This is a genomic window from Streptomyces sp. NPDC052225 (assembly GCF_040679615.1).
Lineage (GTDB): Bacteria > Actinomycetota > Actinomycetes > Streptomycetales > Streptomycetaceae > Streptomyces.
In genome coordinates this window covers 95,874-117,343 of sequence record NZ_JBFAVD010000015.1, presented here as the reverse complement: position 1 = coordinate 117,343, position 21,470 = coordinate 95,874, and the positions used below count along the sequence as shown (strand labels likewise).

At 70.1% G+C, this 21,470-nt stretch carries 25 protein-coding genes; 11 read left to right on the top strand and 14 right to left on the bottom strand.

Annotated elements, in window-relative coordinates; all coding sequences use genetic code 11:
• Positions 1-24: 24 nt before the first annotated feature.
• The 8 genes from AB0L37_RS22445 to AB0L37_RS22410 are packed head-to-tail and all read right to left on the bottom strand — an operon-like array spanning position 25 to position 9,363.
• Positions 25-1,149 carry a GNAT family N-acetyltransferase gene (locus AB0L37_RS22445; RefSeq protein WP_365508108.1) on the bottom strand — a complete coding sequence of 375 codons (1,125 nt, stop codon included), beginning with the start codon at positions 1,147-1,149 and terminating at the stop codon, positions 25-27.
• Positions 1,149-1,811: a lipopolysaccharide biosynthesis protein gene (locus AB0L37_RS22440; RefSeq protein WP_365508106.1), complete on the bottom strand. Its 663-nt coding sequence runs from the start codon at positions 1,809-1,811 to the stop codon at positions 1,149-1,151. The genes AB0L37_RS22445 and AB0L37_RS22440 overlap by 1 nt, the downstream gene beginning before the upstream one ends.
• Positions 1,811-2,941, bottom strand: a complete 1,131-nt coding sequence (locus AB0L37_RS22435) for a glycosyltransferase (RefSeq protein WP_365508103.1) — start codon at positions 2,939-2,941, stop codon at positions 1,811-1,813. Before AB0L37_RS22435 ends, AB0L37_RS22440 begins: the two co-directional genes overlap by 1 nt.
• The gene (locus tag AB0L37_RS22430; RefSeq protein ID WP_365508100.1) at positions 2,938-3,720 is read right to left on the bottom strand and encodes a polysaccharide deacetylase family protein; all 783 of its coding nucleotides are present in this window, start codon (positions 3,718-3,720) and stop codon (positions 2,938-2,940) included. Before AB0L37_RS22430 ends, AB0L37_RS22435 begins: the two co-directional genes overlap by 4 nt.
• The gene (locus AB0L37_RS22425) at positions 3,710-5,392 is read right to left on the bottom strand and encodes a lipid II flippase MurJ (RefSeq protein WP_365508097.1); all 1,683 of its coding nucleotides are present in this window, start codon (positions 5,390-5,392) and stop codon (positions 3,710-3,712) included. Before AB0L37_RS22425 ends, AB0L37_RS22430 begins: the two co-directional genes overlap by 11 nt.
• Positions 5,389-6,696 (bottom strand): O-antigen ligase family protein, encoded by a 1,308-nt coding sequence (locus AB0L37_RS22420; protein WP_365508295.1) that lies wholly within the window; start codon positions 6,694-6,696, stop codon positions 5,389-5,391. Before AB0L37_RS22420 ends, AB0L37_RS22425 begins: the two co-directional genes overlap by 4 nt.
• A gap of 46 nt (positions 6,697-6,742) precedes the next feature.
• On the bottom strand, positions 6,743-8,215 hold the full coding sequence (locus tag AB0L37_RS22415) for a sugar transferase (protein ID WP_365508094.1): 1,473 nt from the start codon (positions 8,213-8,215) through the stop codon (positions 6,743-6,745).
• Entirely contained in the window at positions 8,212-9,363 is a 1,152-nt protein-coding gene (locus AB0L37_RS22410; RefSeq protein WP_365508091.1) for a glycosyltransferase, read from the bottom strand. Before AB0L37_RS22410 ends, AB0L37_RS22415 begins: the two co-directional genes overlap by 4 nt.
• 625 nt (positions 9,364-9,988) lie before the next feature.
• Here AB0L37_RS22410 and AB0L37_RS22405 point away from each other — a divergent pair.
• From AB0L37_RS22405 to AB0L37_RS22385, 5 genes are all read left to right on the top strand, one after another.
• Positions 9,989-10,177, top strand: coding sequence for a chaplin (locus AB0L37_RS22405; protein WP_365508292.1), 189 nt, complete (start codon positions 9,989-9,991; stop codon positions 10,175-10,177).
• A gap of 401 nt (positions 10,178-10,578) precedes the next feature.
• Positions 10,579-11,151 carry a hypothetical protein gene (locus AB0L37_RS22400; RefSeq protein WP_365508088.1) on the top strand — a complete coding sequence of 191 codons (573 nt, stop codon included), beginning with the start codon at positions 10,579-10,581 and terminating at the stop codon, positions 11,149-11,151.
• A 269-nt stretch (positions 11,152-11,420) separates the two neighbouring features.
• On the top strand, positions 11,421-11,708 hold the full coding sequence (locus AB0L37_RS22395) for a hypothetical protein (RefSeq protein WP_365508085.1): 288 nt from the start codon (positions 11,421-11,423) through the stop codon (positions 11,706-11,708).
• Between the two features lie 118 nt (positions 11,709-11,826).
• Positions 11,827-12,078, top strand: a complete 252-nt coding sequence (locus tag AB0L37_RS22390; protein ID WP_365508082.1) for a chaplin — start codon at positions 11,827-11,829, stop codon at positions 12,076-12,078.
• 215 nt (positions 12,079-12,293) lie between these two features.
• Positions 12,294-12,797: a DUF5949 family protein gene (locus tag AB0L37_RS22385; RefSeq protein ID WP_365508079.1), complete on the top strand. Its 504-nt coding sequence runs from the start codon at positions 12,294-12,296 to the stop codon at positions 12,795-12,797.
• A gap of 79 nt (positions 12,798-12,876) precedes the next feature.
• Here the strand turns inward: AB0L37_RS22385 and AB0L37_RS22380 are convergent, their stop codons facing one another.
• The gene (locus tag AB0L37_RS22380; protein ID WP_365508076.1) at positions 12,877-13,104 is read right to left on the bottom strand and encodes a hypothetical protein; all 228 of its coding nucleotides are present in this window, start codon (positions 13,102-13,104) and stop codon (positions 12,877-12,879) included.
• Positions 13,105-13,410: 306 nt separating this feature from the next.
• Here AB0L37_RS22380 and AB0L37_RS22375 point away from each other — a divergent pair, with 306 nt between their 5' ends.
• The 3 genes from AB0L37_RS22375 (at position 13,411) to AB0L37_RS22365 (ending at position 15,340) form a co-directional block, all read left to right on the top strand.
• Positions 13,411-13,914 carry a hypothetical protein gene (locus AB0L37_RS22375; protein ID WP_365508073.1) on the top strand — a complete coding sequence of 168 codons (504 nt, stop codon included), beginning with the start codon at positions 13,411-13,413 and terminating at the stop codon, positions 13,912-13,914.
• A gap of 97 nt (positions 13,915-14,011) precedes the next feature.
• Positions 14,012-14,464 carry a tyrosinase family oxidase copper chaperone gene (locus AB0L37_RS22370; RefSeq protein WP_365508070.1) on the top strand — a complete coding sequence of 151 codons (453 nt, stop codon included), beginning with the start codon at positions 14,012-14,014 and terminating at the stop codon, positions 14,462-14,464.
• A gap of 6 nt (positions 14,465-14,470) precedes the next feature.
• Complete coding sequence (locus tag AB0L37_RS22365; RefSeq protein ID WP_365508067.1) at positions 14,471-15,340, top strand: tyrosinase family protein; 870 nt, start codon at positions 14,471-14,473, stop codon at positions 15,338-15,340.
• Between the two features lie 115 nt (positions 15,341-15,455).
• On the opposite strand, the gene AB0L37_RS22360 is transcribed toward AB0L37_RS22365, so the two are convergent.
• Together AB0L37_RS22360 and AB0L37_RS22355 are read right to left on the bottom strand one after the other, a co-directional pair.
• The gene (locus AB0L37_RS22360) at positions 15,456-15,722 is read right to left on the bottom strand and encodes a chaplin (RefSeq protein WP_365508064.1); all 267 of its coding nucleotides are present in this window, start codon (positions 15,720-15,722) and stop codon (positions 15,456-15,458) included.
• Positions 15,723-15,884: 162 nt separating this feature from the next.
• Complete coding sequence (locus AB0L37_RS22355; protein WP_365508061.1) at positions 15,885-16,289, bottom strand: hypothetical protein; 405 nt, start codon at positions 16,287-16,289, stop codon at positions 15,885-15,887.
• A gap of 259 nt (positions 16,290-16,548) precedes the next feature.
• On the opposite strand from AB0L37_RS22355, the gene AB0L37_RS22350 reads away from it, so the two are divergent.
• Together AB0L37_RS22350 and AB0L37_RS22345 are read left to right on the top strand one after the other, a co-directional pair.
• Positions 16,549-17,745, top strand: coding sequence for an FAD-dependent monooxygenase (locus AB0L37_RS22350; RefSeq protein ID WP_365508058.1), 1,197 nt, complete (start codon positions 16,549-16,551; stop codon positions 17,743-17,745).
• 283 nt (positions 17,746-18,028) lie between these two features.
• Complete coding sequence (locus tag AB0L37_RS22345; RefSeq protein WP_365508055.1) at positions 18,029-18,280, top strand: chaplin; 252 nt, start codon at positions 18,029-18,031, stop codon at positions 18,278-18,280.
• 85 nt (positions 18,281-18,365) lie between these two features.
• On the opposite strand, the gene AB0L37_RS22340 is transcribed toward AB0L37_RS22345, so the two are convergent.
• The gene (locus AB0L37_RS22340; RefSeq protein WP_365508052.1) at positions 18,366-18,596 is read right to left on the bottom strand and encodes a DUF4287 domain-containing protein; all 231 of its coding nucleotides are present in this window, start codon (positions 18,594-18,596) and stop codon (positions 18,366-18,368) included.
• 88 nt (positions 18,597-18,684) lie between these two features.
• On the opposite strand from AB0L37_RS22340, the gene AB0L37_RS22335 reads away from it, so the two are divergent.
• The gene (locus AB0L37_RS22335) at positions 18,685-18,996 is read left to right on the top strand and encodes a hypothetical protein (protein ID WP_365508049.1); all 312 of its coding nucleotides are present in this window, start codon (positions 18,685-18,687) and stop codon (positions 18,994-18,996) included.
• A gap of 128 nt (positions 18,997-19,124) precedes the next feature.
• Here the strand turns inward: AB0L37_RS22335 and AB0L37_RS22330 are convergent, their stop codons facing one another.
• Together AB0L37_RS22330 and AB0L37_RS22325 are read right to left on the bottom strand one after the other, a co-directional pair.
• Positions 19,125-19,961, bottom strand: coding sequence for a hypothetical protein (locus tag AB0L37_RS22330; protein WP_365508046.1), 837 nt, complete (start codon positions 19,959-19,961; stop codon positions 19,125-19,127).
• A 244-nt stretch (positions 19,962-20,205) separates the two neighbouring features.
• Positions 20,206-21,426 (bottom strand): acetyl-CoA C-acetyltransferase, encoded by a 1,221-nt coding sequence (locus AB0L37_RS22325; RefSeq protein ID WP_365508044.1) that lies wholly within the window; start codon positions 21,424-21,426, stop codon positions 20,206-20,208.
• Positions 21,427-21,470: the final 44 nt, after the last annotated feature.

The window sequence follows — 21,470 nt, the reverse complement described above, 5'->3', positions numbered from 1 at the left end:
CCGAGCGTGGCGGTGGCCCGGCTTCTAGGCCGGGCCACCGCCACGCTCCCGCCATGCGCGGCGCGCCCGCTTGGCACAGGCGCGGGCACGGATGCCGGCCAGGGCGGTGGCGAACTGCGGCGCGGAACCGGAGCGGGCCAGCAGGAGGCGCTGGTTGACCAGCTGCTCGGGCTTCCAGTGCATCTTGTACGGCTCCGTACCGCGCAGCAGACTCAGCACCGCGGTCCGTGAGTCGTTCTGCACGTGCTCGACGCACGACCTGAGCAGCATCGTGGCCACGTCGATCTTGCGTTCCCTCAGCGTCGGGTGGGCGCCGTAGAGATAGCCGCCCGCGAGCCGTGGCGACACGAAGGTCAGGTCGGCGGCCACGACTGTGCCGTCGAGCGTGAACTCCGTGACGACGGCGTCGCCCGTCTGCGCCATGAGCGTGACCGAGCGGGACAGGTGCTCGGCGAACCGCGGCTCCAGGTGTTCGGTCGTCACCTTGCGTTCCCGCCACTGCAGTCGATGGAGCTCCAGCAGGCGGTGCACCGACGCTCCGACCTCTGCCGTGGGCACGATGCGGCGCTCGATGCCCACGGCGTCCAACTTGCGCATCTTGGCTCGCGCCCGCTGGGCCCGAGGCCGCGGCAGCCGCTGGACGAGGTCGTCCATGGCGAGGGCGGGCAGCTCGAGACAGGCGGAGTCGTCGAAGCGGCGCCGCAGACCCGGCCAGGCGTCATGGACGGCCTCCGCGGCGCTGCCCGGGCGCACCTCGCGCAGGTCGAGCACGGCGCTTTTGGCGAGACGCCACAATGCGGCCGTCAGCGTCTCCACGATGCCGTCGGCCGCCCCCGCGCACCGGCCGTCGACGAGCACGTCGCTGAAGTCGGAGATGCCCGTCCCGAGCGGCGTGAGCGTCGGGAGGGGACGCAGCTGTCGCATCAGCGGAGCGGCCGCGACGAGCCTGCCGTCCTGGCGTACGAGGACGATGCGCAGGCTGCCCCTGCCCCCGTAGGAGAGCCACCACGAGTGAAGCCAGGCGTGGCTCTGGAACGGGGTCGCGGTCGGCGACGCCCGGTGCAGGCGGTTCCACTCCTCGCGGAGCGACCCGAACTCGGCCGTGTCCGTGCACACCGTGGCGACCGGGGCGTCGGCACCCCGAGGCATCAGGCGCTGCCTCGCAGTCCTGCCGCAGCCGTGGGGGCGGGGACCGTGGCCACGGCCGTCCCCAGCTCACGGCGCGGGCGCAGCAGCAGCCCCAGCCCGCCCAACAGCCCCCCGGCACAGGTGCCGACCAGCGTGGTCAGCGCGGCGGAGGCCGACGAGGGCTCCGTGGGCTTCACGGCCCGGGTGAAGCGCAGCAGTTTCACGTGGGTCTCGTCCTTGGCGTGGCTGGCGTTGGCGGTGAGGGCACGGGCGACGGCGTTGGCCATCTCCATGGCCCGGGCGGGCTCGGCCGCGGAGGCGGAGATCGCGACCATCGGTGCGTCCGGCGATGTCTCCGCGCGGACCTGCGACTTCAGGGTCTGGACCGGGACACGGGCCGCGACCTGAGCATCGCTCAGCACCGCGATCTGAGTGGCCACTCGGCTGTAGGCCTGGGCGAAGCCGAGGGCGGACATGGGGTCGGCCTTGTCGGTGGGCACGGCGATCACATAGCTGGTCGCCGTGTACTGCGGGGTGCTGAGCACGCCGTACATCCCGCCGGCGAGCGCGCCGACCGCGAGGCCGAACGGCAGAGGCCACCACCGGGGCAGCCTGCGCGCGCCCGGGCCGGGCCGGGCGAACCGGCGGGGGAACGGGCTGTTGCCCTGTGCGTCTTCGGTCATCACGTCAACACTCCTGGCGTCGGTGCCCCCATGGCCGTCGCGTACACGTCGCGGTGCAGGACGGCGCTGCGGGCAATGCTGTAGTGGAGAGCCGCCTGTGACGGCAGCCTGGGAACCATCGGTTCGTCGCGGATCCGTCGGACCTCACGGACGAACGAGGCGGGCGCACACGGGACACGGACGGCGTGGGCCACCGTCCCCGCGGGCAGGTCGTCGAGTGCCGGACAGCTGACGTGGACCACGGGCAGCCCGCTGGCCTGTGCTTCCACCACGGCCAAGCCGAACGCCTCGTCGACGGACGGAGACGCGAGCACGTCCATCGCCGACATCAGCGCGGGCAGGTCCGTGCCCGTCGCGGCCGTGTGGGGGCGTTCCCCGGCGAGGACGACGCGGTCGTGCACGCCGGCGCGGCGGGCCGCCTGCCGCAGCGACTCCTCTTCGGGCCCGGTGCCGACGAGCAGCAGGTGTACGTCGTGGGGAAGGTCGCGCAGTGCGGCGATCAGGACGTCGAACCGTTTGCCGGGCACCAGGCGTCCGACGCCTCCCAGAACGAAAGCGCCTGCGGGCAGCCCGAGTTCGTGGCGCGTCGCGGCACGGGCGGCCGGGTCGAACGCGAAGGCGGCGACGTCGACACCGTTCGGGACGACGTGGACGCGATGCGGTGCCACGCCCCATCGGTGCAGTCGCTCGGCCACCGCGGGCGACACGGCGACCGTCGCCCTGCCCAGCCGTTCCCCGGCGAGGTAGAGGGCGCGTACCCCGGAGGTGAGGGGGCGGCCTTCGATCTGGGCGGTGCCCAGGGAGTGCTCGGTGGCGACGACGGCCCGGACACCCGCCATGCGTGCCGCGATACGCCCGTACAGGCAGGCCCGGTAGAGGTGGGTGTGGACGACGTCGTACCGTCCGCCGCGGATCAGCCGGGTCAGGCGGGGCAGGGCCCGTCCGTCCCGGTTCCCCGCCATGCCGAGGTGGGCGACGCGGACGCCGTCCTGGAGCAGCCCCTGCGCGACCTGCCCGGGGTTGGTCAGGGTCACGACGTCGTGGGTTCCGGGCAGATGGCGTACGAGCAGGCGCAGTTGCTGTTCGGCGCCGCCGGCTCCCAGGCCGGTGATGACGTGGAGCACCTTCACCGGGCGGCCTCCCCGATCCGCAGAGAACGTCTTCGCACTCGGTGGACGCGGCGTTTGAGTTCCATCCGCCACGGGGCGTCGCGCTGTCCGACGAACACCCGGGGCAGGGCGTGGACGCCGGCCAGGGAGCCCGGGGAGATGGCGCAGGCGTACCGGTAGCCGGCCCGGCGGACGGCCTCGACCGTCGGCGGGTCCACGAGCCCGTACGGGTAGCAGAACCCGCGCACCTCGCGGCCCGTCAGCTCCTCGATCTGCGCCTTGCTCCGCTGGATCTCGGCCCGGCGCTGTTCCTCGTCCGTGCGCGTGAGGTCCACGTGCATGAGGCCGTGCGAGCCGATCTCCATGCCGGCTGCCGCGGCCGCCCTGATTCCCTGAGCGGTCAGGAGCGGTTTGCGCGGGCCCTCGACGTCCCAGTCGTTCTCGCCGCCCAGACGGCCCGCGAGGACGAAGACCGTGGCGGAGCACTCGTAGTGCCTGAGCAGCGGAATCGCGTTGTCGACGAAGTCACCGTAGCCGTCGTCGAAGGTCAGACCGACCAGGCCGCGCCCGGCTCCCCGGCGGCGCGCGGCGAGGAGCTCGGCGACGCTGACGCCGCGCAGCCCGCGCGAGCGCAGCCAGTGCAGTTGTTCCTGGAGGCGGTCCGGCGTGACGGTGACGTTGTACGGGTCCTCCGTGCAGTCGTCGACCGAGTGATACATGGCCACCCAGGGAGAACGACCGGGCAGCAGCTCTCTCGTTCTCGGGCCGCGTGGTTCCTGAGACGCTGTGTCAATGGGCATGACGAAGCTTTCTGGTCACGAGGTGGACGGCGGGCAGGAACGCCTGAACACGCAGGCCCCACAGGAGCAGGCCGAAGACGACCGCGATGGCCAGGCAGCCGGCGGCGAGAGCGGCCATGGGCTGCGCGAGATGTGCTGAGCACAGCAGTCCGGCGGCGGCCGCCACCACCGCCGAGAGCACGGTCTTGCCGAGTTCGAGCAGGACTGCGGGGATCCGTACGGGCACGCTGCGCTTGTCCATCGCCGTCAGCAGCAGCACCGCGGTGAACGTGATGCCCAGAGCGTTGGCCGCGGCGATGCCTCCGACGCCCCAGACGCCGACCGCCCACGTGCCCACGCCCGCCGTGAGGGTCATTCCCGCGGCCATGGCGGCCACCGGGTACCACGTGGGACGCCCGGCGGAGAAGTAGGAGCGGACAAGGGCACCGACGAGACAGTGCCCCAGCAGGCCCAGCGAGTAGACCCGCATGATGGATGCCGTGGCGGCGGTGTCCTCGGCCGTGAACGCCCCGCGCTGGAAGAGGAGTTGGATGATCTGGGGGGCGCAGGCGAACACCACGGACGCGCCGCACAGCACGACGCAGGCCGCCAGGGCGAGGTCTCGCTCGACCCGGTCCCGCGCGCGCTCGGTGTCCCCGCGCGCCAACGCCTTGGCGACCACGGGGAAGGTGACCGTGCACACCATGAGGGACAGCACCATCGGCAACTGCGCCACCTTCTGGGCGTAGTTGAGATGGGAGATGGCGCCGGAGGGAAGAGGGGAGGCCAGGAAGCGTTCGATGAACACCTGCGCCTGACGGCACAGCGCGAAGAGCAGCACGGCCGCGATGAGCGCCAGGTCCATCGGCTGCCTCTTCGTTGCCTTCGCGCCCTTCTCGTCGGCGATGCACCGGGCGGCGGTGCGCTTGAGGCGGCGGTGCAGCGACGGCACCTGGACCAGCACCATGAGGCAACCGCCCACCGCGACACCGGCGGCCGCGGCGCGCACCCCCCAACGGTCGGCGAGCACCAGCAAAGTGACGATGATGCCGGTGTTGTACGCGATGTAGATGGCGGCCGGAGCCAGGTAGCTGCTGTGGGCGCGCAGTGCGGCGCTGCAGTAGCCGGTGAGACCGAAAGTGAGGAAGCAGGACGCGGTCAGCCTGGTGCAGTCGATCGCGAGCCGCGGATCCGGCAGCCCCGGGGCCAGGAGCGCGACCAGCTGCGGCGCACTGATCATCAGGAGCGCGGAGCAGGCCAGGAACGCCAGGGTGAGGCGGGGCAGCGTGCCGGCCACGAGGGCTCGCACCGGGTCCTGGACCTGCTCGCGAGCGCCCGGCTCCGACCGGCCCCGGGCGGCGATCGCGGCGCTGAAGGCGGGCACCAGCATGAAAGCCAGCCCGTCCTCGATGAGCATCGTCGACGCCACCTCGGGCACGGTCCAGGCCACCAGAAAGGCGTCCGTCTCACGGCCGGCCCCGAAAAGATGGGCCAGCGCCTGGTCACGGCCGAGGCCCAGGAGCGATCCCGCGGCGGACAGGACGGCTGTCAGCAACGCGGCACGGGCCAAGAACGCCCCGGACAGGTTGTGAGCGTCGGAACCCTTGTCGGTGCTGTCCGGGGCAGGGTGCTGCGCCGGTACCGCGGGGGAGCGGAGGAGATCGTCGCCGTCACGCGGCAGGGTGGGTTTCATCGCTTGTCCGCCGCCCCGGGCAGCGCGGCCGAGGACAGGGCCCACCAAGCGGCCAGTCCGAAGACGACGGAGGTGAGCACGGTGGACGGGCCGCCGATGTCCGCGTACACGAAGTCGATCAGCTGCCAGGTGAGCAGTCCGCAGGCGATGAGCGCGCAGTCCAGGCCGCGGCCGCGGCGGTGGGCCGTGACCAGGCGCCGTGCTCCGAGCACCAGCATCGCGGCCCAGGCGCCGGTGATGGCGCACAGGCCCAGCAGTCCCTGCTCACTGAGGATCAGCAGATACATGTTGTGCGGCGACAGCAGGGGTTGCCGGCGGAAGGAGGCTCCCGCTCCGGCCACGTCGCTGCCCGCGGACAGGGCGATGGAGGCGTGCCCGTCGCGGTAGGCGGGAAAGTTCTTGAGACCCACTCCGGTGGCCGGGTGCTCTTCCCACATGTCGATCGCCGCCGCCCACATCGTGTAGCGGTCGGTGACCGACTGGTCGGGGGCCGCGGTGACCTGGGTGATGCTGCTCAGGCGTTCTTGCAGCATCGAGGTCCCCACGCCGAAACCGCCGACGAGGACGATCGCGGCAGCGACCGCCGCGGCCAGGAGGCGGGCGGCTCGGCGTACGCCGCCGAGGACGATCTGGAGCACGCAGACCACCGCTGTGGCGATCCACGCACCGCGGCTGAAGGAGAGCGCCAGGGGAACGACGAGGCCGAGCGCACAGACGAGAGCAGTGATCCGTACGCGGGCCCTGCCCCCGCCGAGGGCCAGCGCCACAGCGCAGACCAGCCCGTACGCCACCACCGTCGACATGCCCATCACGTCGGTGGCGCCGAAGGTGCCGACGGCCCGGATGTCCTCACCCGCGTACGAGGCACCCGTGCCCGTCAGGTACTGGTAGACGCCGATCGAGCCCTCCCACAGGCCCAGCCCCACCAGGGCCCAGGCGACCGTCCGGAAGTCGTCGTGGTCGCGGACGAGGAGCAGTACGGCGGCAGGGACGAGCACGAGGATCTGGTAGTACCGCGCCATCCCCTCGAAGGCGTTCGCCGGCGAGTCCGCGCCGAGGGCGGCCGCCGCGACGGCGATCACCGGCAGCCCGAGCACGATGAGTGCCGTTCGGCCGAGCGGGCGCTGACGCTGACGTACCGCGCGAACGGCGCAGAAGATCACGACGAGTCCGGAGACGGCGTCGGCCGGTGTCCCGCCGCTGCCCTCGCCGCCGGCTCCGAGCGGCAGTGCGAGCATGGCGACCAAGAAGGCGACGGGCACCACGGGCCCAGCTCTGCGGACCGCGCGCAGGCCGGTCGCCATCGGGCTGGGGCGGCCGATGGCCGCTGCGGGGAGGGTCGTCACGTCGTCAGCTCCCCGTGGGCCGGAAGAACTCGGACGCTGTGCGCACCAGGATGGTGATGTCCTGCCACAGCGACCAGTTGTCGATGTACGCGTTGTCGAAACGGCAGCGGTCCTCGATGGAGGTGTCGCCGCGCAGACCGTTGATCTGAGCGAGTCCGGTGATGCCGGCCGGCATTCGGTGCCGTGCGCTGTAGCCGGGGTGCATCTCGCTGAACTTCACGACGAAGTAGGGCCGTTCGGGCCGCGGGCCGACCAGGCTCATGTCGCCGCGGAAGACGTTCCACAGCTGGAGCAGCTCGTCGAGCGAGGTGCGTCGCAGGAAGCGGCAGAACCAGGGCATCTGGTGGTCGTTGGCGACGCTCCAGCGCGTGGCGGACTCGATCGCGTCCGAGGGCCGGTGCGTGCGGAACTTCAGCAGGGTGAACTGCCGGCCGTCCTTCCCGATCCGCTTCTGCCGGAAGACCACGCCGGGCCCTTCACTGACGCGCAGCCAGAGAGCACACGTCAGGAGCACCGGACTGGCCAGCACCAGCAGCAGGGCGGAGACCGTCAGATCCAGTGCGCGCTTGCCGGGATGTACCGGGAAGGGGGGAGCCGTGACCGGCCGGCAGCGGAACCCCGCCACATGGGTGACGGCCGTGCGCACCTGTGGAACGTACGGCGACGGCTCCGGGTCCATCTCCCAGATCTCGCAGCGCAGTTCGGTCAGGCCCTGGAGCCAGGGCCGGTGCGCCGGGGCGCTGGCGCTGCCGAGGACGATCGCTCGCCGGACGCCGTTCTGGATCACCGCGCGGCGCATGTCACCCAGGGTCGTCAGCACGGGAAGGCCGGGTGCCGTGCCCTCCTGGTGTTCCTGCTCCGTTGCGCCGTCACTGACGATGCCGACGGGGCGGATTCCGCTGGCCGGGTGGCGCTGAAGTGCCGAGGCGACGCGCAGGGCGGTCTGCTCCGGCCCCACCAGGAGGGTCGTGCACGGCCGCCGGACCAGGGTTGTCCGTCGACGCCAATGGACGAGTGCCCGGCCCAGGAGCGCGAGGGCGACCTGGGTGGCACAGCCGACGAACACCCCGCGCAGCGGGATCTGCTGGAGGTGCGGCAGGCTCGCGCAGGCGGCGGCGAGGGCGCACCATGCGGCCGTCGTGCGACCCAGGAGGCCCGGGCAGTCGTCGAGCATGTATCGCTCGTGGACGAGGCGGTACAGCCCGGCGTTCCAGTACAGCCCGACACTGAGGACCGCGAGCCCCGCCAACAGCAGCGGATGGCGTTGCAGGGGCGTGAGGGCGATCGTGCTCAGCAGTACGGCCGTGCAGTCCGTGGCGAGCAGCAGGGCCCTGGAGGAGTGGTCCCGGGAGGCGCCGCCCACCAGGGTGCCCCCGGCACGGTCCCACGTCCGTTGCGCGATGACGGTGGTGGAGACTCCTGGCTCGTCCCGGGCGAGTTGCCGACCGGACGAAGAGACGATGCGTTCCTGGGTCACGTCGTGATCGGCTCTCTGCACTCGATGGTCTCCAGGCTCAGCAGGTCGCCGTAGATGCCGGCGACCGCTGCGGCCGTGCACCGTAGGTCATGGTGGGTACGCACGTGATCGGCTGCGATGCGGCCCAGTTCGCCGAGGTCTTCGGGCCCGCGCAGCAGGTGGACAAGGGCCCGCGCCATGGCTTCGGAGTCGTCCGGCGGAGTCAGGCACGTGCGGGCCAGCCCCGGCGGCAGGCTCTCGCGGGCACCGTCGACATCCGTGACCAGGACCGGGCTGCCGCAGGCCATGGCCTCCAGCGGGGCGAGCGCCATGCCCTCCCACCGGGAGGGCAGCACCACCAGGTCTGCCGCCCGGTACCAAGGCACGGGGTCCTGGACCGGTCCGGTGAAGGAGACCGACGGGGGAGCCGCCGCCTTCAACCGCGCCGCGTCCGGCCCCCCGCCCACCAGGACCAGACGGGCCCGCGGGACCTCGGTGGCGACGGTTCGCCACGCCTCGATGAGGACGTCCTGCCCCTTCTGGCGGCACAGCCGCCCCACGCAGACCACGAGGGGCCCCGCCGCATCGGGCCGGGACAGGCTCCGTTCGGACGGGCTCGCCGGGCGGAAGCGCTCCAGGTCCACCCCGTTCGGCACGATCCGCCAGTCCCCTTCGACGCCGTGGCTCGTGCCGGTGCGCTGCTCGGCCCGGCTCACGCACAGCAGCCGGGAGGCCCAACGCGCTCCGTGCCGTTCCCACATCCGGGCCAGCCAGGCCTCGGCGCCTCCCACGGCTTCGAAGGACCAGGCGTGCGGCTGGAAGACCGTGGGCACCCGGCCCCGGACCACCAGGCGTGCGACCAGACCTGCCTTGGCGCTGTGGGCGTGCACCACATCGGGGCGGACGAGCGACACCACTTCGGCGAGCCGGCGCCACTCGCCGGGCAGCCCTTTGTGCGGCGATCTCGACGCCTCCCACGTCAGGACCTCACAGCCGAGTCCGGTCAGTTCCTCCGGCAACCCGCCGGAGGAGGGACAGGCCACCGAGACCGTCATTCCCGCGGCACACTGCCTGCGCACGAGGTCGGCCACCACGCGCGCCACTCCGCCGTCAACCGGTTGTGTCACGTGCAGTACGCGCGGCGGCAAGGGTGCAGACGTCACATGCATCGCCTCTAACTTGGCTGGACTGGAGGGAGCGGCTGGGAACGGGCGTCGACAGCGCCTAAGAGCGCGCCGTTCCGGACGGCATGAGCACTCGCGAGCCGGCGGCGTGGGAGGGGGCGCGGCGCACCTGCTTGACCGAGTCGGCGCCCCGGCACCTGACCGCCTGGGAGGGCAGCGCCGGCGCAGTCAGGGTCTGCATGCCCACTGGCGCACGACGCGGGAAACAGCATGGGAGGTTGCGCACGACCGACTTCACTTTCAGGAATGAGTTGACGCTTTCGGTGCCGGATAAGAAAAATGAGAAAGTCATATTTTCCGACGGGCGTTCTGTAGCGCGCATTGCCCTGATGAGGGGCGGTCAATAATACTCACCAAAGGGCAAGTTCACTTGATACACGATGTGTGTCGGAGTTGTGAAATTCTGGCTTTCGTTACGTCGACTCTCCGTAGCGCACTTCAATGACCTAACGCGCATTCACTCGTTCGGTGCCGCAACTCCAGGAGGGTCCCCGGCGTTGCACCACGCGCCGGGAATGTGTCCCGGCCGAACACGATTCACCCCCCAAGGAGCATGTTCATGTCGCGTACCGCGAAGGCCTTCGTCTTCTCCGCTGTGGCCGCTGCCGCCATGGCCGGCACCGCTGGTGTCGCCACCGCCGACAGTGGCGCGCAGGGCGCCGCCACCGACTCCCCCGGTGTCGTCTCGGGCAACGTCGTCCAGGTGCCCGTGCACGTGCCGGTCAACGTCTGCGGGAACACCGTGAACGTCATCGGCCTGCTGAACCCGACGTTCGGTAACAGCTGCACCAACAGCTGAGCAGCACAGCCTGACTCTTCCCTGCCGTCCCCTGTTCCAGGGGGCGGCCATTTGATGTGGGGGGCGGGGCCTTCGGTGTCCTGCCCCGTTTGGACGCGGGCGCGGGAACGGCACCAAGCCCCGCCCACCAGGGCGAACGGCTCGAACGCCACCCACTCCGAACACGGAGAGCGGCGGTACGGTTGCGGGTTGCAGTGGGGCGATCGACGGTGATCTCAAGCACCGACACGCCCTCGAAAGGGAAAAACATGCCCGCTTTGCCCGTACGGCGCCTTGCGACCTCCGCTCTCTGCGCGTCTCTCCTGATCGGTGCGTCGGCACCGGTGTTCGCTGCGGACTCAGTCGGCGAGCGCGTCAGCCGCACGGCCGCGTCAGTCGCCCCCGTACCCGGCGCTGACGCCGTGCTGGGTCAGGTCAAGACCCTGCAGAACACCGGCGGCGTTCTGACGCCGGTCACCGATCTGCTCGACGCCGTCCTCAAGACGAAGGACGGCAAACTCCCCGCCGAGGAGACCCAGAAGCACGTCGACGCCATCAAGGCGGCCATCGACGCGGCGAAGGAGCAGGCTCCGGCGACCCCGGCGCCGCCGGCGGCCGACAAGGCGCTGCCCGACGACGCGAAGGTGCCGCTCGACGTGAAGGCCGACGCCCTGGCCGCCCTTCAGTCCGCGGTCGACGCTCTGGTGAAGGCGACCACCGCAGGTGATGTCACCGCTGTGGCCACCCAGGTGCCCGTCGTCGTGACCGGACTGGTCAACTTCGTCGCGGCCACGCTCCTGAGCGGCGCCCTTCCCGCCCCGAACCTGCCGGGACTCCCGGCGCTGCCGCAGCTTCCGACGTCCGCCGTGCCGGTGCCGACCACCCCGACGCTGCCCGCGACGCCGGCCCTGCCTCCGGCGCCGACGCTGCCCCAGGCACCGGCCCTGCCCCAGGCGCCGGCACTCCCGCAGGCGCCGGCACTCCCGCAGGCGTAGCCGGAGCGCGCCTGTAGCGAAGCAGGCTCCATCGCCCGCCGCGACCCCGCCGAAGGGGGCCGCGGCGGGCTTTCAATGCGGCCAGGTAATTCATATTTACGCAGCGCTGCCGTTCTTTCGAGTGGGAATCAATGAAGCCGGGCACCCAAGGGTTTCTGTGGGGCTGGACGGTCGTTATGCAGGGGGAAGCGGAACATCGGGCATGCGAAATGCCCGGACTTGGTGAGAATTCCATCCGATGACAAATGTCATCAAAGAAGGGATAAGAAATGAAGGCTCTGAAGGCCGCTGCTGTCCTCGCTGGCTCCATGGTGATCGCCGGTGCCGCCGCGCCCGCCTTTGCCTCGGACCTCACTCCGACGAGCCTGAACGGCGCTCTTGACACCATCACGAGCCAGCCGACGCTCGACGCTGCTCCGCTGGACAGCAACCTCCTCGACCCGAAGGGCCACGAGGGCCTCGTCGACACCGTCACCGGCGCCGCGGACAAGCTGGACCCGGCCGGTACCGCCGAGGCGCCCGCCAACCTGCTCGGGGGCATTCCGCTCGCCAAGTAGTCCGCCTTTCGCTCATTGACCCAAATGAGCGATCGCTTTATGAGGGTGTGTCTTCGTAGCTGTCCGTACGGGCCGCCCTAATATCATCCAGGAACCCCCGAAAGAAAGGTGCACTGAAATGAACACTGCCAAGAAGGCTGCTCTTGTGCTTGCCACTGCCGGTCTCGCGGCGGGTGCCGCGTCGGGTGCTGCTTTCGCCGACGGTGGCGACGGAGCCATGGCTGAGGGCGCCGCGGTGAAGTCCCCGGGCGTCGCCTCCGGCAACGTCGGCCAGATCCCGGTCCACGTTCCGGTGAACGTTTCCGGCAACACGGTCAACGGCATCGCCGGCCTCAACCCGGCCTTCGGCAACACCGCTGTCAACGACTGACGCGGCAGCGCATATTCGTACGCAGTCACGCCACATGCGAAGGCTGGTTCGGGACGATGACGTTCCTGAACCAGCCTTAGGCTTTTCTCATTCGGGGTGTGCGCGGAAGGTCACTTCGAACGGGTATGTGCCTGGACCTCGATCGGGACACTGCGTTCGGCCGATCGGGTGAATATGGGCGAGATCGGCCGCTCCGGTCTGGCTAGGCTTCGCGAGTGACTTCAACGTCGAGTATTGACACCGCTTTTCGGCCGGCCGACCTGGGAACTCTCGCTGTCATCGCATGGAGTGGCGAGCATGTCAGCGAGGACGCCGACGTGCCTTTCCTTCTCGCCTACTCCATGGGTGACTCCCCGGCCGGGCCTGAGGGTTCGGAGGCGGCGGTGCGGGCGCTGCTGACCAATAACGGTCTGACGGTGGGGACCACCGTTCACGATGCGACCCGGCATCCCAGTTTCCCCGTCTCCCTGCTCGTCGAAGCAGGTCAGGCCGTGGTGACGATGCCTCTGCTGAACGCCCAGTGCCCCGTGCCGCCGGAGTGGCTCGAAGCCGCGGAGGCTCGCGGGAGCGCGTACTTCATCTTCACCGCCCGCCCCTGGCCGGCCGCTGCGCCTGGACGCCCGGTGGCGGAGGGCGAACTGGAGCGGTTCGCCGGCGCCGAGGAGACCCTGGCCGCCGCCGCGCACTGTCTGCTGCCCATCCGGCGCCTGCGCTCGTAGCCCCGGACGCCAGAAGGGCTGGGGACGACCGACGCGGCCGTCCCCAGCACTCCTGGTGGGAGGAACCTCTGGGTCGTCGTCAGCCGATGACGGTTCCGACGCCCAGGCCCAGTCCGAGACCCAGCCCGACACCGTAGTCGTGGTGCCAGTGGTGCCAGCACTCCCAGTCGTTGCCGCAGGGGTGCGAGGCGGCCGTTGCGGAGGCAGGCGCCTGCGGCGTGGCTGCCTGGGCTGCGCCGGCGAGCGGCAGGAAGGCGGCGACGGCGAGCAGGGCCGTCACGGAGGTCCGTCGGACGATGCGCTTCACGAGAGGTCCAATCTGTGAGCTTTTGGGACATGAGCGACGCTAGCGCCGCCGATCGAACCTGTCGCGCGGAGCGTCACGGAATGGCCACTCTCTGTAACGTTACGTGATTTCGGCCGCCTCGATCGTCACGTTCTGGAACGCGACCGTATTCGCGGTGCGCGATGAACATGGGGCAATTCTTTTTTGTTGTGCTTTTCTTCCCTCGCCAGGCGGATTAGTCCCGCAGAGGGAATTCTGTGCTGCTGTGGCCGGAGGCTCGTTACCCCTGATGCGTCATCGCCCTGAGCTGAAGGAGTCCACACAGTAATGAGCATCAAAGCAAGAGGAACGATCGCGGTACTGACAGGCTGCCTCGCGGCGGTGGCGGGAGCAGTGCCCGCTGTCGCGTCGAGCAACGTGCCCATCCGTGTGCCGCTCGACGGCCTGGAGAGCGCCCTGCACATGGACGCTCCCCGGCTCAGCACGGCCGCGCCCATTCCGCTGCCCGGCACTCCCGGGGGTCCCCGGTACACGCGTGGCCACGTTCTCCCGCAGCAGCCGATTCCTCAACTGCCCGTCAGCAGCGAACTGCCGGCCACCGATGCCGAGTTGCCGCTGCCGCAGCTGCTGGCCACCGACGACGTGGAGCGGCTGGGTCTGACGACCGAGGCGAGCGGCGTACGGGCCGCCACCCCGGGTGCCACGGTGAATCCTCCGCTGACCGGCCCGCGGTCGAACAGGATGGGGCTGCCGGAGGTGGCGCCTCCGCAGGCCGCTGTCGCCGTGCCCGATGTGCAGGCTCGGCCCGGGGCGGACCTGGCGCTCGGCTGACGTGGCGGGTGGGCCGGGCGACAGACCGTCACCCGGCCCACCCGTGGCGCGTTGCCCTGGTAGGTGACGGACTGCCAGACCCTAGGAGGAGACGGTCGTGAATTCTCACGTGACCCTGCTGGACCTGCGTGCACCCCGGAAAGGCGAGAACACCGAGGCCGCGACGGGGCGGGAACCGGGCACGGGGCCACTGCTCACCAGACGCAGCGCGAGCCTGATCCTGCTGGGTGTCGTCTCCAGCGTCGCCACTGTGGTTCACGTCCGCTCGCAGAGCGGACAGGGGTCGGTCCCGGATACGGAGACGTTCGACGAGACCTATCTGGGCCGACGGATCACCGGAGCGCCGCTACCCGTCTCCGGGACGCCGGGCTCGGGTGCCTGGCAGGTGACGGTCGACGGGCGCCCGTTGCATCTCATGCGCCGGGCCGATGGCTCCTACCTCAGCATGGTCGACCACTACACGTCCTACCCGACTGCCCTGGCCGCGACCCGAGGGGCCGTCGTGGAGCTCGGGACCCAGGCACTGCAAGCGCATGGACCGAAGGTGTGAGGTTTCGTGGCACATACGCGTCAGAACCAGAGCAATCTCAGCAAGGCGCAGAAGAGACGGTTCGTCGACGCCGTGCTCGCTCTCAAACGCTCGGGCCGCTACGACGAGTTCGTACGGATGCACATCGACTTCTATCGGGGGGACGGCGACGGTGGCTTACGCGTCGCCCACATGGCCCCGTCCTTCTTCCCCTGGCACCGCAAATTCCTGCTGGAGTTCGAGCGTGCGCTGCAGCGGGTGGATCCGGGCGTCTCGGTCCCCTATTGGGACTGGACCGTGGACCGGACCCCGGCCGTGTCCCTGTGGGGGGACGACTTCCTGGGAGGGAACGGCCGTCGCTCCGACCGACAGGTGACGACGGGGCCCTTCGCCCACCGTCACGGTCACTGGGACATCACGGAGGCCGTGACGGACGGTGACTTCCTCATGCGTGACTTCGGCCGGCCGCAGAACCCGGTCGAGCTGCCGAGCAGGGACGAACTGTCCGAAGCCATGAGCGAGCCGCAGTACGACGCCGAGCCGTGGAACTCCACCTCCGCGAGTGGGTTCCGCAACGGGCTGGAGGGCTGGCCCTCACGGCGCGGTGACCGCACCTGGTTCAACCACAATCGGGTACACCGGTGGGTGAGCGGACACATGCTGGGTGCCGGTTCCGTGAACGACCCCGTCTTCTGGCTCCATCACGCCTTTGTGGACCTGTGCTGGTCGCGCTGGCGCAAGCTTCACCCGGAGTCCGACCCGTATCTGCCCGTGCAACCGCCCCCGCTCGGCAACGCGCAGCACGGCCGCGTGCTGACCGTGGAGGACCGCATGCCGCCGTGGGACACCCCCGTGCGCGACATGCTCGAACACCGATCGCTCTACCGGTACGCATGACTGTCCGCACCACGACGATGGCCCCCGGCAGTTGCTGCCGGGGGCCATCGTCAGGGATTCCAGTGGAGAACCATCAGCCCCGTGGGCTGTGGTTCGCCGCTGCTTCTCCCGCGAGTCAGCCGCCGTAGCCGGCGTCGCTGTCGTCGCTGTTCACGCAGGTGTTACCGAAGGCCGGGTTGAGCAGGCCGATGACGTCCACGGTGTTGCCGCAGGCGTTGACCGGGACGTGAATGGGGGCCTGGATCAGGTTGCCCGACAGCACGCCCGGCGAGTTGGTGGCTTCGCCCTGAGCGCCTGCGTCGGCCATGGCCAGACCGGCGCCGCTGAGCACCACAGCACCCGTGCCGAAAGCGACAGCAGCTGCCTTCGCGATGCGAGACATCACGTTCTCCTTTTACTTGCAGGTGCGGCCGCGGGGTCGCAGCCGTCGCCTCTTCAACGGCACGCCCCATCGGCAGTCACGGCTTATGCAGAGATGCATCATGAAAAGACCAGGAATATCGCCGTAATGGGTGGAGCAACCTCGATCCGGAGGCGTCGCGGTTCAGTCCGTCTGCTCGAATACGGAGGCCACGATCTTCCCGTCGTAGACCCCTCCTTCGCACACCTGTGTGCCACCCCCTGCCTCGGCCCCGCTGTCCCACCGCATGACCCCGCCTCCCGCCTGGCACTCCGCGGGCGCCAGGTAGTCCAGATCGAAGGCGGGGCGCAGGACGAAGGCGAAGCCCGGGTCCGTCCCCTGGGTGCCGGGGCCCGCGCCCTCCGCCGTGCTGACGCACCGGTAGGCGTCGCCGCCTCCGTAGACCCGGAACGCGGGAGCGCCGCCGCGCGCCCGGCATTCCTGCACGGTCAGCAGTGCGGGCTGGTCCCGGCCGTCCGCCGCGGCGGAGGTCACGGGCCAAGCGAGGACCGCCGCGCCCAGCAGAACCAGGTGTCGGGTGAGCAGCATCCCTGACCGTGCCTTTCCGTCACATGCGTCGCCGAGTGGGATGCACCCAAGACTCGTCCGGTCCGGACTCGGGTGCAGGCGGAGAGGACCGAACGGGGTGTTCTGCGCATATGGCCAAAAATCGATCGAGAACCGGTGGGGCATTACGTCGTTCTCTCAGTAGTGCCAACCGGTACTTTCCGGGCCCGCGCGTATCGTGCCGCGCGTGCCCGGTCCCGCCTCGGAGAGCGCCGTCGCCTTGCGGCCAGGGAGAGCACACATGAAGGTGGTCTGCGCCGGCGGCGGCCCGGCATCGCTGTATCTGGCCATCCTCCTCAAGCTGGGGGACCGCAGCCGGGAGATCAGCGTTTACGAGAAGAACGCCGCCGGAGCGACCTACGGGTGGGGCGTCACCTACTGGCCCGACATGCTGCACACCCTCATGTCCCACGACGACGTGTCCGCGCGTGCGATCGAGAAGGAATCGGTGCGGTGGAGTGGGGGCGTGGCGCACATCCGCGACCGGATCACGCGTCACGACGGCGACCAGGGCTACGCCGTCGGCCGCCACCGGCTGCTCGAGATCCTGGCCGACCGGGCGACCTCGCTCGGCGTCGACGTGCAGTTCGGCCGGCCGCTCACTCCTGGAGACCCCTCTTTGGAGGGCGACTTGATCGTGGCGGGGGACGGCTCCCGGAGCGTGCTGCGCGACCACTACCCGGAGCACTTCGGGACCCAGGTCACGCTCGGGCACAACCGGTTCATCTGGCTCGGGACGACCAAGGTGTTCCGCTCTTTCACGTTCGCCTTCGTGGAGACCGAACACGGCTGGCTCTGGTGCTACGCGTACGGATTCGACGGCACACACAGCACCTGCATCGTCGAGTGCTCACCCCGCACTTGGCAGGGGCTCGGCCTCGAGACCGCCGAGCGGGCCGACGCCCTGGAACTGCTGGAAGGTCTTCTCGCGGCACCGCTGCAAGGACACCCGCTCATCGACCGCACGGACGGCGGAGCGCTCTCGTCCTGGCAGCGGTTTCGCACAGTGACCAACCGCGTCTGGTCCCGCGGCAACATGGTGCTGCTCGGCGACGCGGCGCACACCACGCACTACTCGATCGGCGCCGGCACCACATTGGCGATGCAGGACGCCATGGCGCTCGCCCAGGCCCTTCAGAGTTCCGCGCCGCTGCCGTCCGCGCTCGAGCGCTACGAGCAGGTCCGCAGGCGCGAGTTGCTTCCCCTCCAGAGCGCGGCGCGGCACAGCGCGAACTGGTACGAGAACCTGACGCGCTACATCCACTTGGAGCCGCACGAGATGTTCGCGCTGCTGGGGCAGCGTCACTCGCCGCTGCTTCCCTACGTCCCGCCGCAGCTCTACTACCGGGTCGACCGGGCCGTGGACCGGGCGCAGTCGCTGCGGTCACTGAAGCGCTGGCTCGGCCCCCGTGTCGCGCGGCTGATGCAGAAGGGGTGACCGGGGAAGTGCGGGGAAACGACCCGAGGAGCAGGCCGGACGGCGGATCGGACACCCCGATCTACGAGGCTGTGGTCAGCCTGTGGCGGGCGCGCGGGAAAGAAGTCCCCGGGCCGCCCCAGGCCACTCGTCCTGCGCGCGGATGGGTTCGCGTCGAGCCCGTGCCCCACCGGCAGCGCTGATCCGGGCAGGACACGCCCGCAGTCAGCGGAATCAACCAGAGCCAGGTGTGCGTACCGGTCTGATGGAACGGTCATGTTCCCTCATCTACCAGGGAGAATCGATGCGTCTTCGTACCTTCGCGGCCGCCACGGCGCTGGCCGGCGTGTCCGTCATGGGTTCCGCGGCAATGGCTTCGGCCTCGGACGGGCCCGACGGAGCCAGTGCGTCGGCGGTCGCCGCGCACAGCCCCGGAGTGCTGTCCGGGAATGTCGTGCAGATCCCGGTCGACGTTCCGATCAACGCCTGTGGCAACTCGCTCAACCTGATCGGTCTGCTCAACCCGGCGTTCGGTAACACCTGCGTGAACGACTAGCCGGTCACCCGGTAGCAGTCTCGGGCCCGCGCACCCTTCGGGGTGCGCGGGCCCTTTTGCCTGTGTGGTCGTGGGGGAGTGGGGGCTAGCCGAAACGGCGCGCCGCGCGCCGCAGGTCGTACTCGTGGACGATCGCCTTGGCGTGGCCGTACGCGAGGTTGTGCTCCCCGCGCAGCCAGCTGACCTTCTCTTCGAAGCGAAGGAAACAAGGTCCGTCTTCGACGGTGCGCAACCAGTCGGAGACTTCACGACCGGTGCAGTGGGGGATGCGGGCCAGCAGATTGCGGTGGGTCTCCTCGGAGAAGACTTGGGACATCGGCGCCTCCGGAACGCTTCGATGTGGCCGGGTCTTCACGCCACCGTGCCTGAGCGTCGAAGGCTTGTAAACAGCTACAGTCACCCGCGTGCTTGATACGACGCCTTTGACAGCGGCAGTGGATCAGTTCGCCGATCGACTCCGGGCCGCGCCGCAGAGCAGACTCCAGCGGGGCGCTGCCGCGGAGGCGCTGGCGCTGGCCAGGGAACTCTCGTCGTGGGCCCAGCGGTTGGAGGATCCGGCGGGGCCGGTCCGGGAGATGCCGGATGCGGGGATGTTCGCCGCGGCCGACCAGATCACGGTCGCGGGGCGGGATCTGTCGGTGGCGCTGCGCGAGCCCGGGGATGTGGCGCGGGCCGTCGAGATGGTCGAGTCGGCGATGAAGCGGGCCGGGGTTTAGATCCGGGTCGCTTCGGGCCCCGGTCCCTTGTCCGTGCGCCGTTGCCGGTCGAGGGTCTGTCGCGCGTTCAGCCACGTCGTGGCTGCTCGCGCGGTTCCCCGCGCCCCTGGCGGGGCGCAGCCACGGATTCAGGCCGACGCTATGACGCGGTCGGCGAGGATGTACACGTTCTCCGCGCCGCACTCGAACGTGAGGGCATACGCGCCGGAGACGCCGGAACCGCCGAGAAGGAACGGGCTGCGGCCCTCGCGCAGTGCGGCGGCGAGCTGCTCGGCCGTCTCGCGGTGGCCCGGGGTCATGCACAGCGTCGTGCCGTCGGCGAAGACGTAGACGTCGAGCGTGCCGAGCGGGCCGGGGCGGACGTCCGACAGGGCCGTGCGCGCCTGCGCCAGCTCCTCCAGACACGCCACCGTGCGCTCGTGGTCGCTGATGACCGGCGACTGGACGGGGACGAAGTCCGGGTGCGAGGGGTGGCGGCGACGGGCCGCGGCCAGTTCGGGGGAGTCGCCCGCGAACTCGTCCTCGGGCTCAAGGGCCGGCTCGACGACGGGCTCGACCATCGGCTCGAGGCCCGCGAAGTCGGCCTGGCGGGGCAGGAAGAACTCGCCGCCCAGGACCTCGTCCAGGGAGCTGCCCGCGCCGAGCGCACCGCCACCGGTCAGGAACGGCGGCAGGTCGGACGTGTCCCGCGCCTCCTGCGCCGCCCAGAACGCCCGCGCCTCCGCCAGCTCGCGCTCCCGCTCCTCGGCGAGGGCGTCGGCCACGGCGGACCGTATGGCGTCGGTGTCGGGGGTGCTGCGTGCCGCGGGGACACCGCCCTTGGCGTGCGCGGCACGGCCGCGGGCCAGTTCCTCGCGCAGGTCCGAGACCTGGCGACGCAGGCCCCTGACGTTGTGCAGGGTGGCGGCGCCGACGGCCGTGGCAGCGGCCGTGGCGAGCAGCAGGACACTCATTGCGACGGGCATGGCGCTCACTGACGTACTCCCGGTTTCAAGTCGACCCCCGACTTCCTACATCAGCTTGAAGCCTGGACGAACCGGCTGTCAGTGCATTACGTCACGAATTGGACAGGTCTTTTGGCCGGGCGTTTAGGCCCGTTATGGCCTGGGTACGGCCCTGACCTGCAAAAATCAATCTCCCCCGAGACGCACGTCACATCCTGGGGGAGATTGGATCACGATTGCGTAGCCGGATTCAGGTCAGCAGTCGTCAGCTCAGGCGCTCGATGACCATCGCCATGCCCTGGCCGCCGCCGACGCACATCGTCTCCAGGCCGAACTGCTTGTCGTGGAACTGGAGCGAGTTGATCAGGGTGCCGGTGATCCGGGCGCCGGTCATGCCGAAGGGGTGGCCGACGGCGATGGCGCCACCGTTCACGTTCAGCTTGTCCTCGTCGATGCCGAGGTCGCGGGCGGACGGGATGACCTGCGCCGCGAACGCCTCGTTGATCTCGAACAGGTCGATGTCCGAGACGGACAGGCCGGCCAGCTTCAGGGCGCGCTTGGACGCCTCCACCGGGCCGAGGCCCATGATCTCGGGCGAGAGGCCGGAGACGCCGGTCGAGACGACGCGGGCGAGCGGGGTCAGGCCGAGCTCGCGGGCCTTCGTGTCCGACATGATCACGAGGGCGGCGGCGCCGTCGTTCAGCGGGCAGCAGTTTCCGGCCGTGACCAGACCGTCGGGGCGGAAGACCGGCTTGAGGCCGGAGACGCCCTCCAGGGTGACGCCGGCGCGCGGGCCGTCGTCCTTCGACACGACGGTGCCGTCGGGGGTCGTGACGGGGGTGATCTCGCGCTCCCAGAAGCCGTTCTTGATGGCTTCCTCGGCACGGTTCTGCGAGCGCACGCCGAAGGCGTCCATGTCCTCTCGGGTGATGCCCTTCAGGCGCGCCAGGTTCTCGGCGGTCTGGCCCATCGCGATGTACGCGTCCGGGACGAGGCCGTCCTCGCGCGGGTCGTGCCAGGTCGTGCCCTCCTGCTGCGCGACCGCCGCGGTGCGGGCCTCGGCCTCGGCGAAGAACGGGTTGCGGGTGTCGGGCAGCGAGTCGGAGTTGCCCTTCGCGAAGCGCGACACCATCTCGACGCCGGCCGAGATGAAGACGTCGCCCTCGCCCGCCTTGATGGCGTGCAGCGCCATGCGGGTCGTCTGGAGCGAGCTGGAGCAGTAGCGGGTGATGGTGCAGCCCGGCAGGTGGTCCATGCCCATCTGGACGGCCACGATGCGGCCGAGGTTGTTGCCCTGCTCGCCGCCGGGCAGGCCGCAGCCGAGCATCAGGTCGTCGATGTCGCGCGGGTCCAGCTCGGGGACCTTGGCGAGGGCGGCCTGGATGATCGTGGCGGTCAGGTCGTCCGCACGGAGGTCTTTCAGGGAGCCCTTGAAGGCGCGGCCGATGGGGGAACGGGCGGCTGAGACGATCACTGCTTCGGGCATCACGGCTCCAGAGGTTCGTAGCGCTTTTCAGGCGGGACCGTCTG

Bases quoted from the DNA above. Each gene is read 5' to 3' on its own strand.
- AB0L37_RS22375 (WP_365508073.1), top strand. From the start codon at position 13,411: ATGAGCATCAAAGCAAGAGGAACGATCGCGGTACTGACAGGCTGCCTC.
- AB0L37_RS22360 (WP_365508064.1), bottom strand. From the start codon at position 15,722: ATGTCTCGCATCGCGAAGGCAGCTGCTGTCGCTTTCGGCACGGGTGCT.
- AB0L37_RS22395 (WP_365508085.1), top strand. From the start codon at position 11,421: ATGAAGGCTCTGAAGGCCGCTGCTGTCCTCGCTGGCTCCATGGTGATC.
- AB0L37_RS22340 (WP_365508052.1), bottom strand. From the start codon at position 18,596: ATGTCCCAAGTCTTCTCCGAGGAGACCCACCGCAATCTGCTGGCCCGC.
- AB0L37_RS22425 (WP_365508097.1), bottom strand. From the start codon at position 5,392: ATGAAACCCACCCTGCCGCGTGACGGCGACGATCTCCTCCGCTCCCCC.
- AB0L37_RS22350 (WP_365508058.1), top strand. From the start codon at position 16,549: ATGAAGGTGGTCTGCGCCGGCGGCGGCCCGGCATCGCTGTATCTGGCC.
- AB0L37_RS22330 (WP_365508046.1), bottom strand. From the start codon at position 19,961: ATGCCCGTCGCAATGAGTGTCCTGCTGCTCGCCACGGCCGCTGCCACG.
- AB0L37_RS22355 (WP_365508061.1), bottom strand. From the start codon at position 16,289: ATGCTGCTCACCCGACACCTGGTTCTGCTGGGCGCGGCGGTCCTCGCT.
- AB0L37_RS22405 (WP_365508292.1), top strand. From the start codon at position 9,989: ATGGCCGGCACCGCTGGTGTCGCCACCGCCGACAGTGGCGCGCAGGGC.
- AB0L37_RS22445 (WP_365508108.1), bottom strand. From the start codon at position 1,149: ATGCCTCGGGGTGCCGACGCCCCGGTCGCCACGGTGTGCACGGACACG.
- AB0L37_RS22390 (WP_365508082.1), top strand. From the start codon at position 11,827: ATGAACACTGCCAAGAAGGCTGCTCTTGTGCTTGCCACTGCCGGTCTC.
- AB0L37_RS22440 (WP_365508106.1), bottom strand. From the start codon at position 1,811: ATGACCGAAGACGCACAGGGCAACAGCCCGTTCCCCCGCCGGTTCGCC.
- AB0L37_RS22410 (WP_365508091.1), bottom strand. From the start codon at position 9,363: ATGCATGTGACGTCTGCACCCTTGCCGCCGCGCGTACTGCACGTGACA.
- AB0L37_RS22325 (WP_365508044.1), bottom strand. From the start codon at position 21,426: ATGCCCGAAGCAGTGATCGTCTCAGCCGCCCGTTCCCCCATCGGCCGC.
- AB0L37_RS22430 (WP_365508100.1), bottom strand. From the start codon at position 3,720: ATGCCCATTGACACAGCGTCTCAGGAACCACGCGGCCCGAGAACGAGA.
- AB0L37_RS22345 (WP_365508055.1), top strand. From the start codon at position 18,029: ATGCGTCTTCGTACCTTCGCGGCCGCCACGGCGCTGGCCGGCGTGTCC.
- AB0L37_RS22420 (WP_365508295.1), bottom strand. From the start codon at position 6,696: ATGGCGACCGGCCTGCGCGCGGTCCGCAGAGCTGGGCCCGTGGTGCCC.